The following is a 20,679-nucleotide window of genomic DNA, read 5'->3' as shown; positions in this document are numbered from 1 at the left end:
AGTTATTGGATTAGACAAAAAGGATTTCAGCCCGGATAGGTAATTTAACGAAAAAATGGATAAACTATTTTCCAATGAACGGAGCAAATTTCTCTAAAAAATTCATTTTCAACGAAAATATTGATTCCGACTATCTCTATAGTCTGTATGAAGATGATTACCAGTATATAGAAGAGATCTTTCAAACAACACTGGCACATTTTAATGAAGATTTAAATTCCATTAAAGTTGCTTATCAAACAAATAATATATCTGAATTAAAAAAGGCAATACATAAAATAAAACCAACGTTTGGATTTGTAGGTTTGCCGTTAGTTCAAAATATTTGTAAGGAATTTGAAGATATTTGTCAAAAAGCAACTTCTTCAAATGATTTATCGTCAGAATATCAGCAAATTGTGGTTACATTAGCAGAGAGTAAGGAGCTGATCGCATCAGAGTACAATAAGTTGAAAGAATTCAATTCCAATTTTTTATGAAATGGACCTGTGTCATAGTAGAGGATTTGCAGGTAGCTGCCGATTATTTGGTCAAATGCTGCGAAAAAAGTGCGGTGTTACAGGTGAAAGGACATTTCATCAATGTGGAAGAGGCCCTGGACTACCTGAATAAAAATTCTGTTGACATATTGTTCCTGGATGTTGAAATGCCCGGTGCTACGGGTTTCGACTTACTTGATCAGCTGGCATATTATCCCAAGGTTATACTTACCACTTCCAAATCAGAATACGCATATAACGCTTTTGAATATAATGTAACCGACTTTTTAAAAAAGCCGTTTACCTATCAACGTTTTCAGGAAGCCCTGAATAAACTCACTGCACCCGCTGGTGATAACAATATTACCAGCACCGCTACCGATCATATCTTTATTAAATGCGATGGCAAGCTGGTACGCTTAAACAACGACGACATCCTGTTTATTGAAAGTATGGGCGATTATGTGAAATTCGTGACCGCAGACAGCAGGAAGTACATAACACACAATACGATCAAGAATTTAGAAGAAAAGGTGAACCGCCAGACCTTCATCAAGGTTCACCGGTCATACATTATAAATATCAATAAGATAGACGACATTCGGGAGAATGACCTGTTTATCAAGGGGAACGAGATCCCCGTGAGCAAGGCCCACAAACCTGACGTATTAAAGCGTTTAAACATCATATAAACTTCATCGAAAATTTCTTCCTGTTTACCGGCATAATGCCCCCAAATGGCTAATAATTTTCTCTTTGCCAGTCTTCCTGACCATCTTTGTTCTAACACAGACCCGAAACACAGAACCCTAAATATATCTGTAGAAAGCATTTATTGTGACGGTTATCAATAATAAACCCTATCCTTAAAACGGAAGAAAAGTGGAATCCTTACACTCTTGAAAACTAGTGTGATTTTAATCTCCAGCCTGCTCATGATACGGATTTCATTAAAAAAGTTGCCGGGCCCCTAAAAAGGCCCGGTTTCTTTTTTATATACACCCACCTGATGTTTCCTATTTTGATCTTAATATTAAGGTAACATTAATAACCAGCTCAATAATATAAGATTAGCAATTAAGAGTACAACGTACACATATTATAGATTTGCCACATTTACCCAAAGTTTTCCACTAAAAATCGAAGCTTTCAATTTATTAGTCGAATAAAGTTGACCCACGGGTTAAGAATAGCCATCTTTGTTACAAGATCGTAATTCCTATAAAAAACCGAAAGAACCCGAAAGGGTGAATCCAGTCACAGGCGTCACGGAGCCTGAATATCCAGAAAAACCAAGTACCCGTTTTGTCCAACAATCCATGAAAACCAACAACAACAAATCTCCTCGAGAAAAAACCCTAAACGTCCAGTTTCGATGAAAAAACCAGGTATTTAAGATCCATTATCTGTAAGGAGAACCCTAGAAAATCTGAGCCTATAGATGAATTAAATTTTACTTAGAGACTACCCAAAGATTATTGAATTGAAAAAACCGCCCCGTGAGGCGGTTTTTAGTTTTTGCTCTATGTTCTGAGTTCTATGTTTTGAGTTGCCGCGTCGCAGTTCTCTGCCCTCTGCCTTTTCATCTTCTAAGTAAGTCCTATCTCATAATGCTGCTCCGGTATCTCCACATCTGCAAACCCTTTTTTTATCAATCGCTGCCTGAACTGTTGTTGTACATTATACTCGCCATGTACCAGGAACAGCCGCTTTACCAGCTTGGGGTCCTGATTGGCCAGGAACTGGCTCAGGTCTTCATAATCGCCATGGGCACTCATACTGTGTATAGCCCCTATTTCAGCGTGTACCTCATGCAAAACGCCATAAATGTGCACTTCCTTTCGGCCCGACAATAACCGCCCACCCAATGACTCTGGTTCGCAATAACCAGTCATCAGGATGGTGTTGCGGCTATTTTCAATATTGTTACTGATGTGGTGTTTTACCCGGCCGGCTTCCGCCATACCACTGGCAGAAATAATGACGCAGGGTTCATTACGGAAGTTCAACATTTTTGACTCCTGCACTGTTTTTACAAACTTCAATCCTTTAAAACCAAAGGGGTCCGAGTCTGTTTCCAGCACATGCTGAATGGTTTTATTAAAATAACGGGGGTAACGTTTAACCAGTTCCGTTGTTTTTATGCTTAACGGGCTATCTACAAAATAATCCAGCTCGGGCAGGCGCCGTTCCAATTCCAGCTGGTTTAAATGATACAACAGCTCCTGTGTACGGCCCACACTGAACGCAGGAATGATCAGCTTACCCTTCTTTTGCAAACAGGTCTTTTCTATCCATTGTAACAGCTGATCGGGTGTGGTAACATTCAGTTCGTGCAGGCTGTTGCCGTATGTAGATTCCAGGATGATGTAATCGGCCTGGGGAAACTCGGCGGGTGAACGCAGGATCACATCGCGGTACCGGCCCACATCGCCACTGAAGGTTAAATGGGTAATCTTGCCATTCTCATGTATTTTCAGGTTTACGGCTGCACTGCCAATAATATGACCGGCATCGGTATACATCAACTCAACATTTTCATCGATCTTATGCCAGGTGCCGTACTCCACTGCCTGCAGGTGTTTGAACGAGTTTTCCGCATCCTGCGTGGTATAAAGCGGTTGTAAATAAGGTTGTTTTTCAGCCGCTCTTTTCTTGTTCAGGTATTTTACATCGTCTTCCTGTATTTCGGCAGAGTCGAGCAGCAATATTTCGGTAAGCTCCTTGGTGGCTGGCGTACAAAATATTTTACCGGTAAAACCATCGCGGGTAAGCTTGGGAATAAGGCCACTGTGATCGATATGGGCATGCGATAAAATAAGAACATCGACATCAGCGGGTTCAAAACCCCAATTGCGGTTCAATGCATTGGTAGCCTGTCCCAACCCCTGGAACATTCCACAATCGAGCAAATACTTCCGGCCATTGCTTAACGTGAGCAAGTGCTTTGACCCTGTTACGGTACGGGCAGCACCATGAAAAGCGATCTTCATTTAAATAGTTTTAAGTTCTGAGTTTTAAGTTCAAAGTTCCAGGTTCAGCGTTCTGGGTTGCCGCGACGGCGTGTGGCGCGCAGCGGTGTATTGCTTACAGCTTAAGGCTTACAGCTATTTCCTCACTTTGAAGGACCATGTTATTAAACATTCTGCCACTTTTTCCCCCTGCTCGTTAACCCCTGTTGAGGTGGTTACACAGGTTTGCGATTCCCCGGTGGCAATGGCCTTTTCAATAACCCCCAACAACATAGCCCCATCATTACATACAAAGCGGGTTCGCCCCGTTGCCTTCTTGAAATAACTGGCTTCAAACTTTACCACCAGCATACTCACAGGCGGCTTTCGTTTATAAACATGCGCCATAGCCAGTGATCCCGAACTCATTTCAGCCGCCATGGCCAAACAGGCAAAGTACGTAGACCGAAATGGATTTTGCGAGAACCATTTATACGGAACCGTAACTACGCAGTGCTGCTCATCTATTTCTTTTACCCGCACTCCCGAAAAGAATGCTGCCGGCAGTTTGGAAAAGAGATACAGCCTGAATAATACCGGGTTCTTTAATGATTGTATGAATTTATTTGGCATGGAGGAAAGGTTATCAGAGAATGAATGTAAAAAAAATCCCGACGGTAACCGTCGGGAAATCCTTATAAAACTTCAATTTGATTTTTTAACAGGTCTTCAAACTCATCGCGTCTGCGAATAAGGTGCGCCTTGCCATCTTTCACCATTACTTCGGCAGGTTTCAGGCGGGAGTTAAAATTGCTCGACATTTCAAACCCGTACGCACCGGCATTGTAGAACACCAGGTAATCGCCTTCCCGTACTTCATGCAGCTTGCGGTCCCAGGCAAACGTATCGGTTTCACAAATATTCCCTACTACGGTGTATATTCTTTCAGGCCCGTTGGGGTTGCTGATATTCTCAATATGATGATAGGCCTCATAGAACATAGGGCGAATGAGGTGGTTGAACCCGCTGTTCACCCCGGCAAATACGGTGGCAGGCGTTTGTTTTACCACATTCGTTTTAACTACAAAGTAACCGCACTGGCTTACCAGGTATTTACCGGGTTCAAACCATACCTGGAGTTTTTTACCGGTTTCTTTTTCAAAGTTCTTGAAAGCCACAGCCATTTTCTGCCCCAGGGTATTTACATCCGTTTCCGGATCATCGGGCTGGTAAGGCACTTTAAACCCGCTACCAAGGTCAATAAACTCCAGGTCGGGGAAGTGTGAAGTGATCTCGAACATAACATCCAGACCTTCCATGAAAACGCCAATGTCTTTGATCTCACTACCGGTATGCATATGTACGCCGGTCACTTTCATTTTGGCGGTTTTTACAATGCGCTCGATGTGCCTGATCTGGTGTATAGAGATCCCAAATTTGCTGTCTACGTGCCCGGTAGAGATCTTGAAATTACCACCGGCCATAATATGGGGGTTGAGCCGGATGCAAACAGGATAGCTGCCGCCAAACTTGTTGCCAAACTGCTCTAAAATGGAGATGTTATCGATATTGAGATTTACGCCCAGTTCCTTGGCTGCAACAATTTCCTGAAAGTCTACACAATTGGGCGTATACAGGATATTCTTAGGATCAAAGCCTGCCTTCAGGGCCAGCTTTACCTCATGAATGCTCACACAATCAACCCCGGCGCCGAGGCTGTTCACATATTTTAAAACATTAATATTGGTAAGTGCCTTACAGGCGTAGTAGAAACGGGCGTTGATCTTTTGAAAAGCGGTTTGCAGCTTTTCATATTGCTCTTTAATTTTTTCGGCATGATACACATACAGGGGTGTACCGTATTCATTCGCCAACTGGATTAATAACTCTCGGGATAATTGCTGTGACATAGTATGCGAATATATGAATAAGTTGACAAGTTAATAAGTTGACAGGGGTGACAGCGTTAAAACAAAAAGGCGCATCCATTTTTTAATGAATGCGCCCCGTTTATATAGTTCTTTTGCTGTTATTTCTTTTCTTCGTCGTCCCCGTCTTTTTCCTCGTCATTGTCTTCGCCGTCCTCTTCTTCGGTTTCTTCCTCTTCATCGGCCAGTTCTTCGTCGCCTTCTTCATTCTCCTCGTCTTCTTCAGCTTCTTCTTCAATTTCATCCTCTTCTTCATCGGCCAGTTCTTCGTCGCCTTCATCCTCTTCTTCACCATCCTCTATCTCATCCTCCCCAGCATCCCCGCCATCCCAGTCCTGACTGTCCTGGTTTTCTTCAATCAGTTCGCCGTTGTCGTCAACCGCAAAAGAGACGGAGTCATCTGCCCCTTCTTCTTCTTCCTCGGGGGTAATATAGGGTTCTTCGGCACCTTCTTCATCGAATCCTTTTTCTGCAATTTCATCCAGCACTTCGCCGGCTTCTTCATCCAAAGCTTCTGCTTCTTCAGCTATTGCATCTTCGTCGGTATCCGGTTCGTATGCATCATCGCCGGCTTCTACATTTTCATCCGCCGATTGCATTTCTTCTTCTGCACCTTCGACTCCTTCTTCGTCGAATGTTATTTCGGTTCCATTTAAATGAACGCCATTTTCTGAAGGAAGAATGCCCTCTTCGGTAGCATTGCCTTCGGTGGGTGCGGCACTGATTTCGCCACCTACAATAGTAGGCGCTACAATACCGTCATCGGCGAGTACCTCTTTCAGTTTTGGCAGATCATCTGTTGTGTTCAGGCCGAAATAGTCCATAAAGTTTTTGGACGTACCATACACCAGCGGGTGACCGGGTTGGTTTTCGTTACGGCCTGTTATTACGATGAGGTCTTTTTCGAGTAATTTCTGAATGGCGTAATCGCTGCTCACCCCACGGATAGCCTCAATTTCAGACTTGGTTACCGGTTGTTTGTAAGCAACGATACTCAGGGTTTCCAACGCTGCTGTAGACAGGCGTTTCAGGAATTTATCACCGTTTAACTGGGCAACGGTTTTATGAAAATCCTTTTTAGTGAGGAACTGCCAACCACCGCCGCTTTCGCGCACCTCAAACGGATAGAACTCGGCCTTGTATTTTTCGAGAATACCTTCAATGGCCGCTTCAATCTGATCGAGCACGATCTTATCTTCCATAAAGCCAAAGGCCTGGTTGATGAGATCAGTGATCTCCAATGTAGTTAAAGGCTTTTCACTGGCAAAGATCAACGCCTCTATATGGGGTATCAGGTTGGAAATTTCCATTATTAAATTTTAGCCTTGTAATGCAGCAGCTCCGCTCACGATCTCTGTAAGCTCGGTAGTGATGGCTGCCTGGCGTGCCCGGTTGTAAGATATTTTATAGTTCTTCAATAACTCGTTGGCGTTTTCGCTGGCTTTATCCATGGCAGTCATACGGGCACCGTGCTCAGAAGCATTGGCATCGAGCACTGCTTTGTACAATTGTGTGTTCAGGATCTTTGGCATCAGCTCGGCGATCAACTCGTCTTTAGCAGGTTCAAAGATGAAGTCGCTTTTCTTGGCACCTTCTTTATTTTCCACTTTCGGGATAGGCAGGAAGCGTTCCAATGCAAAACGTTGCATGGCTGCATTGCGGAATTCGCTGTACACCAGTTCAATTACATCAAACTCTTTTGCTTCAAACGCTTTTACAGCGGCCTGGGCGGCAGCCTGTACGTTTTCGAAATTCAACTTCAGGAACAGGTCTCTGAAAGTATCGTTTACCTTGTATTTATTTTTCTGGAAGAATTCAGTTCCTTTTTTACCAATGCCCCAAATGGTCAGATTGCCTTTGGCATTCTGAGCGGCATATTTTTCCTGGATGGTATTGCGGGCCAGTTTAATTACGTTGGTATTGTAAGCGCCGCACAAACCACGGTCGCTGGTAATAACGATCAACAGCACTTTCTCTACAGGACGCTCAACCGCCAGGCTTGTACCTGTATCGCCTTCTGCGCTGCTTACAATGTTACTCAGCACTTCCTGCAGTTTGCGTGCATAAGGACGCATCTGAACGATAGCATCCTGCGCTTTTCTCAATTTGGCAGCACTTACCATTTTCATTGCCTTGGTAATCTGCTGCATATTCTGGGTTGCCTTGATCTTATTACGAACTTCTTTTAACTGACCTGCCATGTTGCAAAGTTGATTAGTTGATTTCTACCCGGCTATTTACCTCTATAACAAATTAACAATCAATGAAATAGAGTCAATAAACAGACCTGTAGTTTTAATCGGCTGCAAAGGTAGCGGAAAGCAGGCAATATTCCACGTCCTGCGTAAATTTTCCCCTCAGCCTCCGAAAGTGGGAAGATAAGCCGTAATGTAATGCAGACGCTGGTTACAAGTTCAAAGTTGAATGTTTAAAGTTGAAAGTTCCGCGTACTGGGTTCCTGGTTTTAAGTTCTGAGTTTTTTGTTAGTTGGCGCTTCCGCGTCCCGGCTGTTTACCGCTTCCCATTTGCCGCGTCGTGGCTTTCTGCCCTCTGCCTTCTGCCCTCTGCCCTTTTTCTACATATATATAATCTTCCAGCTATAAAAGCGTTCTAAGTAACCGCTGCGGGATCAGGAAAAGCAGTGACTGGCGGTACTTACTGTCAGGTACTTATTTCGTGTATTTAACGGATTTGATAGAAATTTTCAGCATTTTTGTTATAAGATATGGCAAAAAAGAAGAACGCAGCTAAGACCAAACCGGTTATTCTGATAACGAATGACGATGGTATAACAGCGCCGGGTATACATAACCTGGTTGAAGCAGTAAAGGATCTCGGTAAAATAGTAGTAGTAGCCCCTGATAAACCACAATCAGGCATGGGTCATGCCATTACTATCGGACAGCCCCTGCGCCTGAGTGCCGTATCTACATTTTTTGACGGAGTGGAAGCCTATCAGTGTTCGGGCACCCCGGTCGATTGCGTAAAACTGGCGGTTGACAAGATCCTGCACCGCAAACCCGATCTGTGTTTAAGCGGTATCAACCACGGCGCCAATCACTCCATCAATGTTATTTATTCAGGAACCATGTCGGCCGCGGTAGAGGCAGCTATTGAAAGCATTCCCTCCATTGGTTTTTCGCTGCTCGATTACAGCATCGACGCCGATTTCACGGCCGCCCGCCAATATGCCCGGCTCATTGTAGAGCAGATGTTGAAGAAAACACCGGAAAAACATACGGTACTGAACGTGAATTTCCCCCCGGTAGCACCTGAGCTTATAAAAGGCGTTCGCATTTGCCGACAGGCCTATGCGAAATATGAAGAGGATTTTGTTGAGCGTAATGACCCCAATGGCCGTAAGTATTACTGGCTAACCGGTGAATTTGTGAACTTCGATAAAGGGAAAGACACCGATGTGTGGGCCCTTAAAAATAACTATGTGAGCGTTGTACCAGTGCAGTTTGACCTTACCAATTATCAACTCAAAGATAAGCTCGAAAAAACCTGGAAACTGTAATGTTCAAGAAAGACAACCTCCGTTTTGGCATGTTACTGGGCTTTATTGCCCCTTTATTAAGCCTTATAGCCTATTACTTTTGGAAATTCTATCCCTATAGTATTAGCGATTGTTTAGGATTTATAGCATCCAACAAAAGCCAGATCACCGCTATTTCGGTGCCCTGCCTGGTGCTTAATATTGCCCTGTTCACCCTTTACATAAATACCCACCGCGATAAAACAGCAAAAGGTGTTTTTGTTATCACTCTTATATATGCGATTGGGGCTATACTGATAAAATTTATTTTGTAGTAACGTGTATTATTACGAACAATATTGCAGTTACAAGTTTCAGGTTACAGGTTGCAAAACAGCTGACAGCAGTTGTATTTTCCCTGTAACCTGCAACATGTAACCTGTAACCGGCATATCGTAACAGGTAAAGACTTGTTAACACGTCAACCCTGTCAACTTTTCAACTCCTTCCCTTACCTTTACCCCATGCGTTATTACATTATAGCTGGTGAGGCTTCAGGAGATCTGCATGGAAGTAATCTGATAAAAGAACTTAAAAAAGCCGATACAACAGCCGAGATCCGCTGCTGGGGTGGCGACAGAATGCAACAAGCCGGTGGACAACTGGTGAAGCATTATCGTAACCTGGCATTTATGGGCTTTTATGAAGTTGTTAAAAACCTGGGCACCATTCTGCGCAACCTGCAATTCTGCAAGGATGATATAGCCAAATACAAACCCGATGCCCTTATCCTTATCGACTACCCCGGTTTTAACTTACGCATAGCCGAATGGGCCAAACAACAAGGATATAAGATCATTTACTATATCTCACCGCAGGTATGGGCCTGGAAGGAGAACCGCGTTCATAAAATGAAACAATGCATTGATAAAATGCTGGTGATCCTGCCTTTTGAAAAAGACTATTACAAAAACAAATGGAACTGGGAAGTTGAATATGTGGGCCACCCGTTGATCGAGGTGGTGGAAGAAGCACAATTACAACCAGGTAGTACACCATTAGCCGATAAACCCATCATTGCCCTGTTGCCCGGCAGCCGTAAACAGGAGATCCTGAAAAAGCTGCCTATTATGCTGGAAGTAAGCCGCATGTTCCCCGCATACCAGTTCATAGTAGCCAAGGCACCGGGCCAGGAAGATAGTTTTTATGAATCCGTGCTGGCCACTTACCCCAATGTATCCTCGGTACGTGACGCCACCTATAATCTGTTGTTGCAATCCCGTGCCGCACTGGTTACCTCAGGCACGGCCACCCTGGAAACAGCCTTGTTCGGCGTTCCCGAAGTGGTTTGTTATAAAGGCAGTAATATCTCTTACCAGATCGCCAAACGGCTTATTAAGGTAAAATACATCTCACTGGTAAATCTTATAATGGATAAGCTGGTGGTAAAGGAATTAATTCAAAACGACCTTACCCCGGGCAACCTGCGCAAGGAGCTGGATGACCTGCTCACCAATGAAGCCACCCAGCAACAATTACGGGCAGACTATGCCGCATTGCAACACCTGCTTGGCCAGGGTGGACATGCGTCGGCAAGAGCAGCTTCTATTATTGTGGAGTACTTAACCCCCTAAACCAACTACTTTTTCATCATCACCAGCTTTACAATAATGACGATGATCGCAATAAGGAACATAAACAGGGAGATCCTGTTTATGCCGTGCATATAGCGCATCCAATTGGAATTGGGTGCGTTCGGGTCGCGTTTCTTCAAATAGAAATATTCCTGTAATTGTCTCCAGACTCCCATAATTAATTCACTGGTTTTTAGCGGTATTGTAAAGGTACGGAAAACAGCTGTAAGCAGTAAGCCGTAAGCAGTAAGCGAATACAGGCTTAAACCCAAAGGTTAAAGGCGGAACACACCTGCAAGCCAGTACACTCCAGCGCGGCCCTGGCTAAGCTGAGACCGATTGCCGCGCAGCGGTGTATTGCTTAAAGCTTGCGGCTTGAGGCTGTCTTCACCTTACCATAGCCGTCAGACAGCCCAGCTGTAATTCCATCCCTAAATTCCCGCTTCCATCCTAAAAGCGTCGGGCTTACCTAAAAGCATCAGTAAATTGATAGACCTAAAAAAACTAGTATGAAAAAAGTACTGATGGTCCTTATCATCTCCCCGGGTTTGTTGCTAACTGCTGCCCGGGCGCAGGATAAAAAAGGGGCCGCTGTGGCGCCAACCCCCACCACCGATACCGCCAAAAAGAAACCTGCCGGTATCACCGATAAAATAAAAAGCAGCCGTAAATACGATGGCCTGTTCACCCTGTACCAGGACACGGTTACCGGTACGGTTCAATTATATGTAAAGAAAAACCAACTGGGTAAGGAATATATTTACCAGAGCTTTTCCATCAATGGCCCTAATCAGTTATTCCTGAACCAGAGCATGCACCGGCAAACCCTGGTTTTTAAAATAGAAAAAGCATTTGACAAGCTGGAGTTCTCCCGGGTCAATACCCGGTTCTGGTACGACCCCAACAACCCGGTAAGTAAAACGGCTACGGTCGATAAACCCGAAGCAGTCTTCCTGGTTGAGAAAACCGTATCGGAAGATGCAGATGGGTACCTGATCAGCGCCGATGGATTGTTCATCAGCGAAAAGCTCGATCCCGTAAAACCCCTGTTCCCTCCCGGCATTCCGCCAACCGCCATTTTTAACCTGGGTAACCTGAACCCCGCCAAATCGCGTTATACCGCCCTTCGTTCTTTTCCCAGCAACAGCGATATCGTAGTAGACCTGGCTTATGACAACCCGGCTCCTTATAACAACGGCACCACAGACATTACAGATGCCCGTTATGTACGCGTTCGCATGCAGCACAGCCTGATAGAAATGCCGAAAAACGATTTCCAGCCCCGGCGCGATGACCCACGGGTTGGTTACTTCTCTCAAATGGTAACCGACCAAACCAGCATCAGCCCGGTTCCTTATAAAGACATTATCCATCGCTGGTACCTGAAGAAGAAAGACCCCAATGCAGCCCTGAGCGAACCTGTTGAACCTATCATTTACTGGATAGAAAATACCACCCCCGTCGAATATCGCCAGGCAATCGTTGACGCCGGTTTAAAATGGAATGAAGCATTTGAAAAGGCCGGCTTCAAAAATGCCGTTCAAATGAAAATAATGCCCGATGATGCCGACTGGGACCCTGCCGATATCCGTTACAATGTGATCCGCTGGGTTTCTTCTGCCCAACCTACCTATGGCGCTATTGGCCCCAGCTTTGTAAATCCCAAGACCGGACAGATCATTGGTGCCGACATTACCATTGAATGGTTTTCGGGCAGCGCCACACCCATTCTGGACGAATTATTCAAATCAGCTGCCACAACAGGCACCCTGCAGTTTGCCGGCATGGAGCCACAACACGAAGCTTTTTGCTCCCTGGCCAATGAACTGAAAAGCCAGCTGCTAACCGGTATGACTGTACTCGATGCCACGAATGCCAGCCCCGCGGAACTGGGTGAAATGCACAAACAGTTCCTCACCTACCTGGTTATGCACGAAATGGGTCATACCCTGGGGTTGAACCATAATATGAAAGCCAGTCAGATGTTATCACCTGCTGAAATAAACAATACCGAGCTTACCCATCAAATTGGTTTAATTGGTTCTGTAATGGATTACCCTGCCATCAACATCGCTGCAGACAGAAGCAAACAGGGTGATTACTATACCACCAAAGCTGGTCCCTACGACCTCTGGGCCATTGAATATGGCTACACCCCATTTAACGAAGGGGAAGAAGCTGCTGGCCTGAAAAAGATCATTGCGCGCAGTACCGATCCTAAACTGGCCTTTGGAAACGACGGCGATGACATGCGCGCACCCGGTAAAGCCATGGACCCGCACGTAAACATCAACGAGCTCACCAGCGATGCCATTGGTTATGCAGAAGAACGCTTCAAGATCGTGAACCAGTTAATGGGTAAACTGGTACAGAAATATACAAAGGATGGTCAGTCGTATGCTGAATTACGTACCCGCTATGGTACCCTGCTTGGTCAACGGTTTAGCATGGCATCGGCTATCAGCCGCTATGTAGGCGGTATTTACATCGACAGGAGTTTTCCCGAGCAGAAATCAACCAACAAGCCTTATACCCCTGTGCCGCTGGCTACACAAAAACGCGCCATCGACATGATGAACAAGTATATCTTTGCACCCGATGCATTTGATGCCGATGCCCAGGTATTCCCTTACCTGCAGCCTCAGCGCCGTGGCTTTACCCAAAGTAATTCGGGCGACGATTTCAAGGCTACTGAAAATATCCTGTATTTGCAAACCAGCAGCACCCTTTCACACCTGCTGCATGGCGCCACCCTCCAACGTATTACCAACAGCCGTTTATATGGTAACCAATACAGTGTCGCCAGCATGATGGGCGATTTGCAGAAAGGTATATTTAATGCAGATATTACGACCAACGTAAATGTTTATCGCCAGGACCTGCAAACCTATTATGTACGCCAGCTAGTGTCCATCATAGATCCCAAGAACCAGCAGTTTGAAGATGTATCAAAAGCAGCTGCGTTGTACACGTTAAAAAAGATCAAAACACAACTAACCACTGCCGTTTCAACCAACGATGAAACAAAAGCGCACCGTGCCAACCTGGTGTTCCTGATCCAAAACGCAATAGAACCTAAATAATAAAAGGCCACCTACGTAAATAAAAAAAGTCCCGTAAAAAACGGGACTTTTTTATGCTAACATCAAAACAACACAATCAAACATTACTTAAAAAACCTGGCCAGGGAAACTGCTTTTTTATTTCTACTCATTACTTCTTTCAAACCTTTTTCAAGTGTACTTACCTTATTGCGGGGCTCTTCATCACTCAGGGCCATCGACAGATCGCAATACCCGCTTTGCAGATTAAATATCATGATCAATACGATCACCTTCTGCCCCCAGAAATTAAACGCATTATTATGCACCAGTTCAATTGATACTTCCTCTATATTTTCATCGAACAACTCGTATCCATAATCCTCTATGGAACGCAATTTTTCTTTGCCATGCTCTTTTTGAATAGTGACCGTGATAAATGCGCTCAGGGGCTTTTCTCTTCCCTTTTCGAGGTTTAACAATAGAATACGGGGAATATTCCGGTTGATATAATTTTCTAATCGAAGAAACAATGCTTTGTCAACGATATAAGGTCCGAGGTGTTTTTGCAGACTGTAGCGTTGCATAGCTCAATTAGTTTTGAGGTAATAAAATTTTTGCTATGCTAATAATCAGAGGTCCGTATTACATATTAAATATATGAAATATCTATGCTGTACCAAAAATTAAATACTCCTAATAAAATAGGATGGGTTATTTATCAATAGGTATTAGTCCCTAGTACCGGTTAAACAATACGGCGATTCTGTCGAAACAAGGTAGTCGAAATTTGTAAACCACCTGCATCGTATGTTACTTTTACATCAGCAGGCAAGCAATTAAAGCGTACCTCAGAAATCCCTAAACTCTATCAGAACCCTTTGAAAATAGACCGTAAAGAACCGACCCTGGAGTTCCCGATCTAAGCCCGTTTGACCTCCGACACCCTATGTGCTTACAAAACCCTTTCCGAAATCCAGTGAAAGACCAGTAAATACTTCGCCTCCTGGAAACTGCCAAAAAGAGATTGCCTCCCGACCTGTCGGGAGGTTTTTTTCTAAGGGAGCCATTACATGATAGACCTGGGATCGTTGGAAGGATGCACTTTTACCTGCATCATGGTAGCAATGGACCGGGCCCGTTGTTTTATCAACTCGGTTTTATCGCCCTCGAACAATTCATCAACGGTGGTTAACCATAGCTTTAACCAGTGTTGAAAATGATCGGCAGAAAGCGGCGATTTCTGGTGCAGCTGTACATGGGCCGCCATAGGATTCCCTTTAAATCCACCAGTTTGAAAAAGAATGTTTTCCCAAAAATCATACATGCGGGGTAAATGCACTTCCCAGTTCACCTTTGCCACATCGTTAAAAAGATAACCAATGGTATCATCGGCCCGCACTTTTGTATAAAAAGTATCTACTAACTGTTGAATGTCGGCTCTGTCTTTTATATCTGGTTTCATCTGTTATTTTTCATTGTTTTTTTTGGTAGATGGAACTTACCATTCCAAATTTTTCATTGCAATTTTATATAATATTGAAAATTTTGGAATGGACGTTTCATAAGTCCTTACGGTTAAATTTTCTTACTGACCACCAAAGCGGCGTTATTGCCCAGCCCAGCATGATGTCTATTGTTGCTACTATACCCCATTGATTACCAAAGAAATCCTGAAATATAGCACTGGTGGCACCCATTAAAGCCGAAATATCGAGTTTCAGCAGTATCAGAATGCGCGCCAGGTCAACAGGATTTAAACAACTAAATACCACCATTGGTTTTTCCATTGGGTAATCCATGAGCTGGAACAACAGGAATAATACAATGCCATCAAAAATAAGTGTAAAATAGAACCATAATAAGATCGCCACCCCAATTCCTTTTGCTTTATCGCGGGTTAATACCGATGCCAGCAAGGCAATGCCACAAACACCATGGTCAGCAGCACTCCCATGGCGGTCATCGTCAATCCGGTATCGCCGGGAGCGTAAATAAGGACCGGAATGCCACAACCAACCAGGAACGCCATGCACACCGAAGAAGCCAATCCGGTAAAGATGCTTAACCAGATATTGACGCGCCGCAAAGGCTGCGACACCAGCAGTTCAATAAATTCGGCGGCATTATAGACATAGATGGTTGAAAACACGATGCTTACCAGGGGCACAATGATCAACACCAGGTTCAACAAACTCAAAATGCCTTTGGATGGATTGTCTTCCAGGTTGAATACACTCAGCGAGATCACCGCCAGGAAAATCGTATAGGCAATGATGATGCGGTTACGCAACAGATCGAGCAATACGTATTTAATGATCTTTTTCATGGTGGTAGTTTAAATGACAGAGGTCTGCATTACACGCGCAATGGCGCGTGACAAAGTTTTTTCACCCGTATCCAGCTGCAACTGATCGAGCGATTTATGAAATTTCAGTTTACCTTCTTCCATATAGATCACTTCGGTAATGATATCATCTAAATCGCTTAGGAAATGCGAGGTGATCATTATCAGTTTGCCCTGCTGTTTTTCCTTCCTGATCTTTTCTTTCAATATTTCAGTAGATAAGGGATCGAGGCCGGCTGTAGGTTCATCAAGGATCAATACGTCCGGATTAAACAGAAAAGCCAGCGAAGCGCTTACCTTTTGCCGGGTGCCACCGGAAAGCGTACCCATTCTTTTATGCAGCATGCCATCGAGTTTAAACAAATGGATCAACTCTTCATCCAATTGCACGGCATTTTGTTTTCTAATGTCTTTCATCATATCGAGCACCTGCGCAATCGTCATATTCTCGGGATAACGGCCTATCTGGGGCATATAACCTATAGCAGAGCGGTACTGCCAGTTATGGGCAATGTTCCTTTTATTGAACGTGATGAACCCGCTATCGGGTACTACCATTCCCAATAAACACTACGCCATCGCTTTTGATGGTCATGATCTCGTATTTCTTTTGTCCATCCAGCACCGGATAGTCAATGCCTTTTATGTACAGTGATTTATTTACTATAATGGTTGGTTGCCGGTAGATGCCTCTTTCAACCATGATCGTATCGCCGGGCCCTGCATTGTTCATGGCCTCCTGAAGCCATTTCAATGGTCCGGCCGGGCGAACGACCCAGGTTTTGGCAGTAGCTATGATAGTAATTAGTACCAGGCTTACAACCAGACAGCCGTTTTTCATATAGTTATTGAATCTCATTCCATTGAGCATTTGTTCCGTTTACCTGTTGTTTGGCTTGTTGTCTGTTTGCTTCATTTACAAACGCAGCGGTATTACCGCCCATTGGGCTATGTAGCTCGTTGCCTTGCAGCAGGAAACTTTCGTTAGCCGGAACAAACTTCTTTTGAGCGGTATAATCAAGCAGGAAAATGCCTGCTACATTGGTTTTTTCTGTAGATCCGGATTTCAAAAACGAGGTGATGCAGTGTATGTCATCAAACTTAAACACCTTCCCTTTTTTTGTGATGACCTCACCGCCAAACCGCTGATCGAGGATGGTCATTTTACAAAAGTCGCAGGCAAATCGAATTTTCTGCACCTGCTAAAAGATAACCAGGAATTGCATTTCGCATTCACTAAGTTATTGTCTGAACGCATGCGGTTCAAATTAATGACCATTCGCGAGCTGGCCTATTATAATCCCGAACACCGCATCAGCACCCTGCTTTCTCAAAGAACAACAAACATACCTGTCCGAAATGCAAACAAATAAGACTAACCAGGCAGCAGATAGCCGATATGACGGGACTTCGGGTAGAGACTGTTATCAGGGTCATGCGTCATTTGCATAACAAAGGTGAACTGCTTATAGAGAAAGGGAAAGTATACACTCCTTAACAGCCTGAAGGGGAATTGGTAACACAACACTGATCCACAATTTGACGGGAATAATAATTGCAGCCATACAACAAGCAAACACTGTTAAAAGAAAAATCAACCCGACCCTTTCCATTAATTAAATACCTAAAATACTTTTTCTATGGCAATGCAAACGAACACAGGAACCCAGCGCACTATGGCTATGTCTGACTCTAAACTGCATCAGTTCTTTTTACAACAATTACAGGATGTATACTGGGCAGAAAAGAAGCTGGTGAAAACCTTACCCAAGCTATCTGATGCCGCTACTTCCCAGCGGTTGAAACAGGCTTTTAATGATCACCTGGAACAAACCATTAACCATGTAACCCGCCTTGAAAATGTTTTTCGCCTGCTGGGCGAAGAACCCAAAGCATTGAAGTGCCCTGCCATGGCAGGTATTGTTGATGAGGGTTCCGACATCATCGATGAAACTGATGATGGAAGTGCCCAACGCGATGTAGGTTTGATTTTTGCAACACAAAAAGCTGAACACTATGAAATAGCTACTTACGGTGGTTTGGTACAGTTAGCCCGTACCATGGGCCATGATGACTGTGCCGAATTACTTGATCAAACACTGGCAGAAGAAAAAGTATGTGATAACTTACTTACAAAGATCGCAGAGGAAGATGCCAATGTGAAAGCAAGCACCGAAAAGTTTGACAGTTAAATAGTAACAATCAATCGTCGGCAATTATATAAAGGGTGTCCGCCAAATGGTGGATGCCCTTTTATTATTCCCCACATTCTTAAAGAAATTATAAATAATAGTTTTACCTCATACTAAGTATCTACCCGTAATAATATCCACAGATATAATGCGTTTCTTTGTAGTGCGTTATTATTGCAATTAATTGCATCCAATAAGAGGCGTGTGATGAAACTTTTACCATCTGATCAATTAACCAACAACCAGGTAAAGTCCGGGTTGCATTTGATATTAAAGGATGGTCTTGCTACAGAGACCATGAATACGTTAACAGCAGGTACGTTCCTGGTTGCCATAGCCTTATACATGGGCGCCTCCAACGTGCAGATCGGGGTACTGGCGGCTTTACCTACTTTCACCAATATATTTCAACTGGTTTCTGTTTGGTTGGTCCAGCGTTTCAACAACCGCCGCGCTATTACTGTTACCGCCGCCATTTGCGCACGCATTCCCCTGCTCGTCATTGGCATTATTCCTTTACTATTTTCCGACATTGCCAGCGTTTCGGCACTTATCTTTTTATTGTCGTTCCAATGCCTGTTTGCTTCAATTGCCGGTGGCAGCTGGAATTCCTGGATGCGCGATCTTATTCCACAACAAATACTGGGCAGCTATTTTTCACACCGCAGCCGCCTGATGCAGATCCTGAATGTTACACTCAGCCTGTTTATTGCCATGGGCGTTGATTATATCAAGGCACACTACCCCGCGCATGAGATCACGGCTTATGCGGGTATGTTTATATTCAGTGGCATTGCCGGGATGTGGGGTGTATATGCCCTGGCGCGTACACCTGAGCCCAAATCAAAACCTATTCAGGATAACATTGTAAAACTGTTCAGCAAACCGCTTACTGTTCATAATTTCAGAAAGCTGTTGGTCTTCAACTCCTGCTGGATCTTTGCTTTTAACCTGGTAACGCCCTTCTTCTCTGTATACATGATGAAAACCCTGGGGCTGCCGCTGTTTTATGTTATTACTTTAAATATCGTTAGCCAGGTAAGCAGTATTACTTCTATAAAATTGTGGGGAAGGTGTTCAGACCGATTTAGCAACAAAACCATCATTCGCATTTGTGCACCGGTTTATATTGGTTGCGTTATGCTTTGGTCGGTGGTGGGTGCTATGAGCCCGATAGTACTGTTGCCTTTGCTGGTGATCATGCATGTGCTGATGGGCGCTTCCAACGCCGGGATTACCCTGGCGCTTCAAAATATTGGTTTAAAGCTGGCTCCTGCCGATGAAGGCATCGTATACCTGGTTACCAAAAATATTGTTACCGCCGTATTTTCTGCTACCGCTCCGCTGGCGGGTGGTTTACTGGCCGACTTCTTTACCAGTCATTTTGTGATCCATTTATTTGGCCGGGGACAATGGAACCTGTTGTTTATGTCCGGAGCCGCCGTTGGTCTTCTGTCTATGAAGCTGTTAAAGACCGTTCAGGAAAATGGTGAACTGGATAAGAGGTTACTGGTAACGGAGCTGCAGCATAATTTCAAAAAACAACTCCGCAACTGGCACCACATGCCGCTCTTACGCCGCTGGTTCTACCTGCGTACTGCCATTGTGTTGAAAAAAGGATTATCACTTGAATTTGATGATCTTATTCAATTCAAAGGCTATAAAGAAAGACAACAAAACATAGAGCCAATCAGACAACAAAACAGTTGATCGTCGTTCTATTCCCCTCAAATAAAAAACTCCCGGCATAAAGCCAGGAGCATAAAGCAACAAGTTAACAAACAAACTAAACTTTACAGATCGATTCCCAGACCTGCCTGTGCATTTACCGTACTCATATTACTATTTCCAATTACGGGTACAGCGTTAGAGTAACTGGGCATACGAGCGGGCATTTTGGCTGTTGCATTGAAAGAGTTAACTTCTAACTGCACATGCAGGAACCTGGTCAATTTATATTGCAGTCCTACCCCGGCCTGATAACAAAATGCCCACTTGAGATCAACTTCACTGTACTTCGACTCACTTAAAAAGACCCCGCCTACATCATAACTTTTACCGGTAAATGCCGGAATCGCTGATTTGCAGCCACCTGCCAATAATTTAGCTGTTACATTTAATTTATGGGCCGGAGTTAATGGTATAACAAAAAAACCGCCGCCCATTATATTTATCGCTTTCCAGGTTTCTGCGGTTATTTGGAAGTCGGCAGGCCCGTCGCCATTGGGCAGTGATCTGATATATTTACCGTAGCCATCCCAATCCTGTTTATGTTCACTATAGCCTGCTGATACCAACACTGCTATTGACCGGTTTAAATAATAACCTAGCGACAGGCTGGCGCTTACGCCGGTTTTTGCAAGACCGGGTGGGTTCTTTAAATTGAAGATATCAAAGTTCTTATCGCCGAATTTACCTACCGGAAAAGAAGGACCAACTGAGATTTCAGTGAGGAAGTGCGGATGATTTAACTGGGCATGTAGCAAGAGGGTGGCCAGCAGGAAACCTGCCAGCAGTACTGTTTGTTTCATGGTATTTTTTAATAAGATTTATACAGGACTGATCCTGCAACCTTTTCCCTGCCCATGTGGTTTTATTGCCTTATTGACACACACTAGCTGTATCCCGT

General features: G+C 44.2%; 24 protein-coding genes. 10 read left to right on the top strand and 14 right to left on the bottom strand.

The window, feature by feature from the left end; genetic code table 11:
- Positions 1-74: 74 nt before the first annotated feature.
- Positions 75-479 carry an Hpt domain-containing protein gene (locus BMX95_RS07945; protein WP_081201618.1) on the top strand — a complete coding sequence of 135 codons (405 nt, stop codon included), beginning with the start codon at positions 75-77 and terminating at the stop codon, positions 477-479.
- Entirely contained in the window at positions 476-1,171 is a 696-nt protein-coding gene (locus tag BMX95_RS07940) for a LytR/AlgR family response regulator transcription factor (RefSeq protein ID WP_081201616.1), read from the top strand. Before BMX95_RS07945 ends, BMX95_RS07940 begins: the two co-directional genes overlap by 4 nt.
- 897 nt (positions 1,172-2,068) lie before the next feature.
- On the opposite strand, the gene BMX95_RS07935 is transcribed toward BMX95_RS07940, so the two are convergent.
- From BMX95_RS07935 to atpG, 5 genes are all read right to left on the bottom strand, one after another.
- Positions 2,069-3,472 (bottom strand): MBL fold metallo-hydrolase RNA specificity domain-containing protein, encoded by a 1,404-nt coding sequence (locus tag BMX95_RS07935; protein ID WP_081201613.1) that lies wholly within the window; start codon positions 3,470-3,472, stop codon positions 2,069-2,071.
- A gap of 114 nt (positions 3,473-3,586) precedes the next feature.
- Complete coding sequence (locus BMX95_RS07930) at positions 3,587-4,063, bottom strand: DUF4442 domain-containing protein (protein WP_081201610.1); 477 nt, start codon at positions 4,061-4,063, stop codon at positions 3,587-3,589.
- Between the two features lie 62 nt (positions 4,064-4,125).
- Positions 4,126-5,340: a diaminopimelate decarboxylase gene (lysA, locus tag BMX95_RS07925; RefSeq protein ID WP_081201607.1), complete on the bottom strand. Its 1,215-nt coding sequence runs from the start codon at positions 5,338-5,340 to the stop codon at positions 4,126-4,128.
- A gap of 119 nt (positions 5,341-5,459) precedes the next feature.
- A complete protein-coding gene (gene scpB / locus BMX95_RS07920) occupies positions 5,460-6,668 on the bottom strand; it encodes an SMC-Scp complex subunit ScpB (RefSeq protein WP_081201604.1) in 1,209 nt (402 codons plus the stop codon).
- A 9-nt stretch (positions 6,669-6,677) separates the two neighbouring features.
- Entirely contained in the window at positions 6,678-7,559 is an 882-nt protein-coding gene (gene atpG, locus BMX95_RS07915; protein ID WP_081201601.1) for an ATP synthase F1 subunit gamma, read from the bottom strand.
- 524 nt (positions 7,560-8,083) lie between these two features.
- Between atpG and surE the strand changes: the two genes are divergently transcribed.
- From surE to lpxB, 3 genes are all read left to right on the top strand, one after another.
- Positions 8,084-8,878 (top strand): 5'/3'-nucleotidase SurE, encoded by a 795-nt coding sequence (gene surE / locus BMX95_RS07910; RefSeq protein WP_081201599.1) that lies wholly within the window; start codon positions 8,084-8,086, stop codon positions 8,876-8,878.
- Positions 8,878-9,171, top strand: coding sequence for a hypothetical protein (locus BMX95_RS07905; protein ID WP_081201597.1), 294 nt, complete (start codon positions 8,878-8,880; stop codon positions 9,169-9,171). Before surE ends, BMX95_RS07905 begins: the two co-directional genes overlap by 1 nt.
- 189 nt (positions 9,172-9,360) lie before the next feature.
- Positions 9,361-10,470: a lipid-A-disaccharide synthase gene (gene lpxB / locus BMX95_RS07900; protein ID WP_081201595.1), complete on the top strand. Its 1,110-nt coding sequence runs from the start codon at positions 9,361-9,363 to the stop codon at positions 10,468-10,470.
- Between the two features lie 5 nt (positions 10,471-10,475).
- Here lpxB and BMX95_RS34905 read toward each other — a convergent pair whose 3' ends face one another.
- On the bottom strand, positions 10,476-10,646 hold the full coding sequence (locus tag BMX95_RS34905) for a DUF6728 family protein (RefSeq protein WP_165758972.1): 171 nt from the start codon (positions 10,644-10,646) through the stop codon (positions 10,476-10,478).
- A gap of 333 nt (positions 10,647-10,979) precedes the next feature.
- Here BMX95_RS34905 and BMX95_RS07890 point away from each other — a divergent pair, with 333 nt between their 5' ends.
- A complete protein-coding gene (locus BMX95_RS07890; RefSeq protein ID WP_081201591.1) occupies positions 10,980-13,553 on the top strand; it encodes a zinc-dependent metalloprotease in 2,574 nt (857 codons plus the stop codon).
- An 83-nt stretch (positions 13,554-13,636) separates the two neighbouring features.
- On the opposite strand, the gene BMX95_RS07885 is transcribed toward BMX95_RS07890, so the two are convergent.
- From BMX95_RS07885 to BMX95_RS07860, 7 genes are all read right to left on the bottom strand, one after another.
- Positions 13,637-14,098: a hypothetical protein gene (locus BMX95_RS07885; protein WP_081201589.1), complete on the bottom strand. Its 462-nt coding sequence runs from the start codon at positions 14,096-14,098 to the stop codon at positions 13,637-13,639.
- A 482-nt stretch (positions 14,099-14,580) separates the two neighbouring features.
- Complete coding sequence (locus tag BMX95_RS07880; protein ID WP_081201587.1) at positions 14,581-14,976, bottom strand: group III truncated hemoglobin; 396 nt, start codon at positions 14,974-14,976, stop codon at positions 14,581-14,583.
- Between the two features lie 97 nt (positions 14,977-15,073).
- Complete coding sequence (locus BMX95_RS35435) at positions 15,074-15,385, bottom strand: hypothetical protein (protein ID WP_242673158.1); 312 nt, start codon at positions 15,383-15,385, stop codon at positions 15,074-15,076.
- Between the two features lie 26 nt (positions 15,386-15,411).
- Positions 15,412-15,840 (bottom strand): hypothetical protein, encoded by a 429-nt coding sequence (locus tag BMX95_RS35430; RefSeq protein ID WP_242673157.1) that lies wholly within the window; start codon positions 15,838-15,840, stop codon positions 15,412-15,414.
- A 9-nt stretch (positions 15,841-15,849) separates the two neighbouring features.
- Positions 15,850-16,416: an ATP-binding cassette domain-containing protein gene (locus tag BMX95_RS07870; protein WP_242673156.1), complete on the bottom strand. Its 567-nt coding sequence runs from the start codon at positions 16,414-16,416 to the stop codon at positions 15,850-15,852.
- Positions 16,400-16,717, bottom strand: a complete 318-nt coding sequence (locus BMX95_RS07865; RefSeq protein ID WP_081201584.1) for a right-handed parallel beta-helix repeat-containing protein — start codon at positions 16,715-16,717, stop codon at positions 16,400-16,402. Before BMX95_RS07865 ends, BMX95_RS07870 begins: the two co-directional genes overlap by 17 nt.
- Positions 16,704-17,021 (bottom strand): nitrous oxide reductase accessory protein NosL, encoded by a 318-nt coding sequence (locus BMX95_RS07860; protein WP_242673168.1) that lies wholly within the window; start codon positions 17,019-17,021, stop codon positions 16,704-16,706. Before BMX95_RS07860 ends, BMX95_RS07865 begins: the two co-directional genes overlap by 14 nt.
- Between BMX95_RS07860 and BMX95_RS35275 the strand changes: the two genes are divergently transcribed.
- The 4 genes from BMX95_RS35275 (at position 16,944) to BMX95_RS07845 (ending at position 19,760) form a co-directional block, all read left to right on the top strand.
- A complete protein-coding gene (locus BMX95_RS35275; protein WP_207631623.1) occupies positions 16,944-17,231 on the top strand; it encodes a cyclic nucleotide-binding domain-containing protein in 288 nt (95 codons plus the stop codon). The two genes, BMX95_RS07860 and BMX95_RS35275, sit on opposite strands and share 78 nt — an antisense overlap.
- A gap of 26 nt (positions 17,232-17,257) precedes the next feature.
- Complete coding sequence (locus BMX95_RS35810; RefSeq protein ID WP_081201581.1) at positions 17,258-17,356, top strand: hypothetical protein; 99 nt, start codon at positions 17,258-17,260, stop codon at positions 17,354-17,356.
- A 142-nt stretch (positions 17,357-17,498) separates the two neighbouring features.
- Entirely contained in the window at positions 17,499-18,050 is a 552-nt protein-coding gene (locus BMX95_RS07850; RefSeq protein ID WP_081201578.1) for a YciE/YciF ferroxidase family protein, read from the top strand.
- Between the two features lie 207 nt (positions 18,051-18,257).
- Positions 18,258-19,760 (top strand): MFS transporter, encoded by a 1,503-nt coding sequence (locus BMX95_RS07845; protein ID WP_081201576.1) that lies wholly within the window; start codon positions 18,258-18,260, stop codon positions 19,758-19,760.
- 83 nt (positions 19,761-19,843) lie between these two features.
- Here BMX95_RS07845 and BMX95_RS07840 read toward each other — a convergent pair whose 3' ends face one another.
- Entirely contained in the window at positions 19,844-20,581 is a 738-nt protein-coding gene (locus BMX95_RS07840) for a hypothetical protein (protein ID WP_081201574.1), read from the bottom strand.
- Positions 20,582-20,679 lie beyond the last annotated feature (98 nt).

This window comes from Niastella yeongjuensis, from assembly GCF_900110245.1.
Taxonomy (GTDB): domain Bacteria; phylum Bacteroidota; class Bacteroidia; order Chitinophagales; family Chitinophagaceae; genus Niastella; species Niastella yeongjuensis.
Note: the sequence above shows the minus strand (reverse complement) of the source record. Positions and strands in the feature narration are given on the sequence as shown.

What these genes read in the sequence shown, in the direction of transcription:
- BMX95_RS07945 (WP_081201618.1), top strand. Translation starts at nt 75, where the DNA reads ATGAACGGAGCAAATTTCTCTAAAAAATTCATTTTCAACGAAAATATT.
- BMX95_RS07940 (WP_081201616.1), top strand. Translation starts at nt 476, where the DNA reads ATGAAATGGACCTGTGTCATAGTAGAGGATTTGCAGGTAGCTGCCGAT.
- BMX95_RS07935 (WP_081201613.1), bottom strand. Translation starts at nt 3,472, where the DNA reads ATGAAGATCGCTTTTCATGGTGCTGCCCGTACCGTAACAGGGTCAAAG.
- BMX95_RS07930 (WP_081201610.1), bottom strand. Translation starts at nt 4,063, where the DNA reads ATGCCAAATAAATTCATACAATCATTAAAGAACCCGGTATTATTCAGG.
- lysA (WP_081201607.1), bottom strand. Translation starts at nt 5,340, where the DNA reads ATGTCACAGCAATTATCCCGAGAGTTATTAATCCAGTTGGCGAATGAA.
- scpB (WP_081201604.1), bottom strand. Translation starts at nt 6,668, where the DNA reads ATGGAAATTTCCAACCTGATACCCCATATAGAGGCGTTGATCTTTGCC.
- atpG (WP_081201601.1), bottom strand. Translation starts at nt 7,559, where the DNA reads ATGGCAGGTCAGTTAAAAGAAGTTCGTAATAAGATCAAGGCAACCCAG.
- surE (WP_081201599.1), top strand. Translation starts at nt 8,084, where the DNA reads ATGGCAAAAAAGAAGAACGCAGCTAAGACCAAACCGGTTATTCTGATA.
- BMX95_RS07905 (WP_081201597.1), top strand. Translation starts at nt 8,878, where the DNA reads ATGTTCAAGAAAGACAACCTCCGTTTTGGCATGTTACTGGGCTTTATT.
- lpxB (WP_081201595.1), top strand. Translation starts at nt 9,361, where the DNA reads ATGCGTTATTACATTATAGCTGGTGAGGCTTCAGGAGATCTGCATGGA.
- BMX95_RS34905 (WP_165758972.1), bottom strand. Translation starts at nt 10,646, where the DNA reads ATGGGAGTCTGGAGACAATTACAGGAATATTTCTATTTGAAGAAACGC.
- BMX95_RS07890 (WP_081201591.1), top strand. Translation starts at nt 10,980, where the DNA reads ATGAAAAAAGTACTGATGGTCCTTATCATCTCCCCGGGTTTGTTGCTA.
- BMX95_RS07885 (WP_081201589.1), bottom strand. Translation starts at nt 14,098, where the DNA reads ATGCAACGCTACAGTCTGCAAAAACACCTCGGACCTTATATCGTTGAC.
- BMX95_RS07880 (WP_081201587.1), bottom strand. Translation starts at nt 14,976, where the DNA reads ATGAAACCAGATATAAAAGACAGAGCCGACATTCAACAGTTAGTAGAT.
- BMX95_RS35430 (WP_242673157.1), bottom strand. Translation starts at nt 15,840, where the DNA reads ATGAAAAAGATCATTAAATACGTATTGCTCGATCTGTTGCGTAACCGC.
- BMX95_RS07870 (WP_242673156.1), bottom strand. Translation starts at nt 16,416, where the DNA reads ATGGTAGTACCCGATAGCGGGTTCATCACGTTCAATAAAAGGAACATT.
- BMX95_RS07865 (WP_081201584.1), bottom strand. Translation starts at nt 16,717, where the DNA reads ATGAGATTCAATAACTATATGAAAAACGGCTGTCTGGTTGTAAGCCTG.
- BMX95_RS07860 (WP_242673168.1), bottom strand. Translation starts at nt 17,021, where the DNA reads ATGACCATCCTCGATCAGCGGTTTGGCGGTGAGGTCATCACAAAAAAA.
- BMX95_RS35810 (WP_081201581.1), top strand. Translation starts at nt 17,258, where the DNA reads ATGACGGGACTTCGGGTAGAGACTGTTATCAGGGTCATGCGTCATTTG.
- BMX95_RS07850 (WP_081201578.1), top strand. Translation starts at nt 17,499, where the DNA reads ATGGCAATGCAAACGAACACAGGAACCCAGCGCACTATGGCTATGTCT.
- BMX95_RS07845 (WP_081201576.1), top strand. Translation starts at nt 18,258, where the DNA reads ATGAAACTTTTACCATCTGATCAATTAACCAACAACCAGGTAAAGTCC.
- BMX95_RS07840 (WP_081201574.1), bottom strand. Translation starts at nt 20,581, where the DNA reads ATGAAACAAACAGTACTGCTGGCAGGTTTCCTGCTGGCCACCCTCTTG.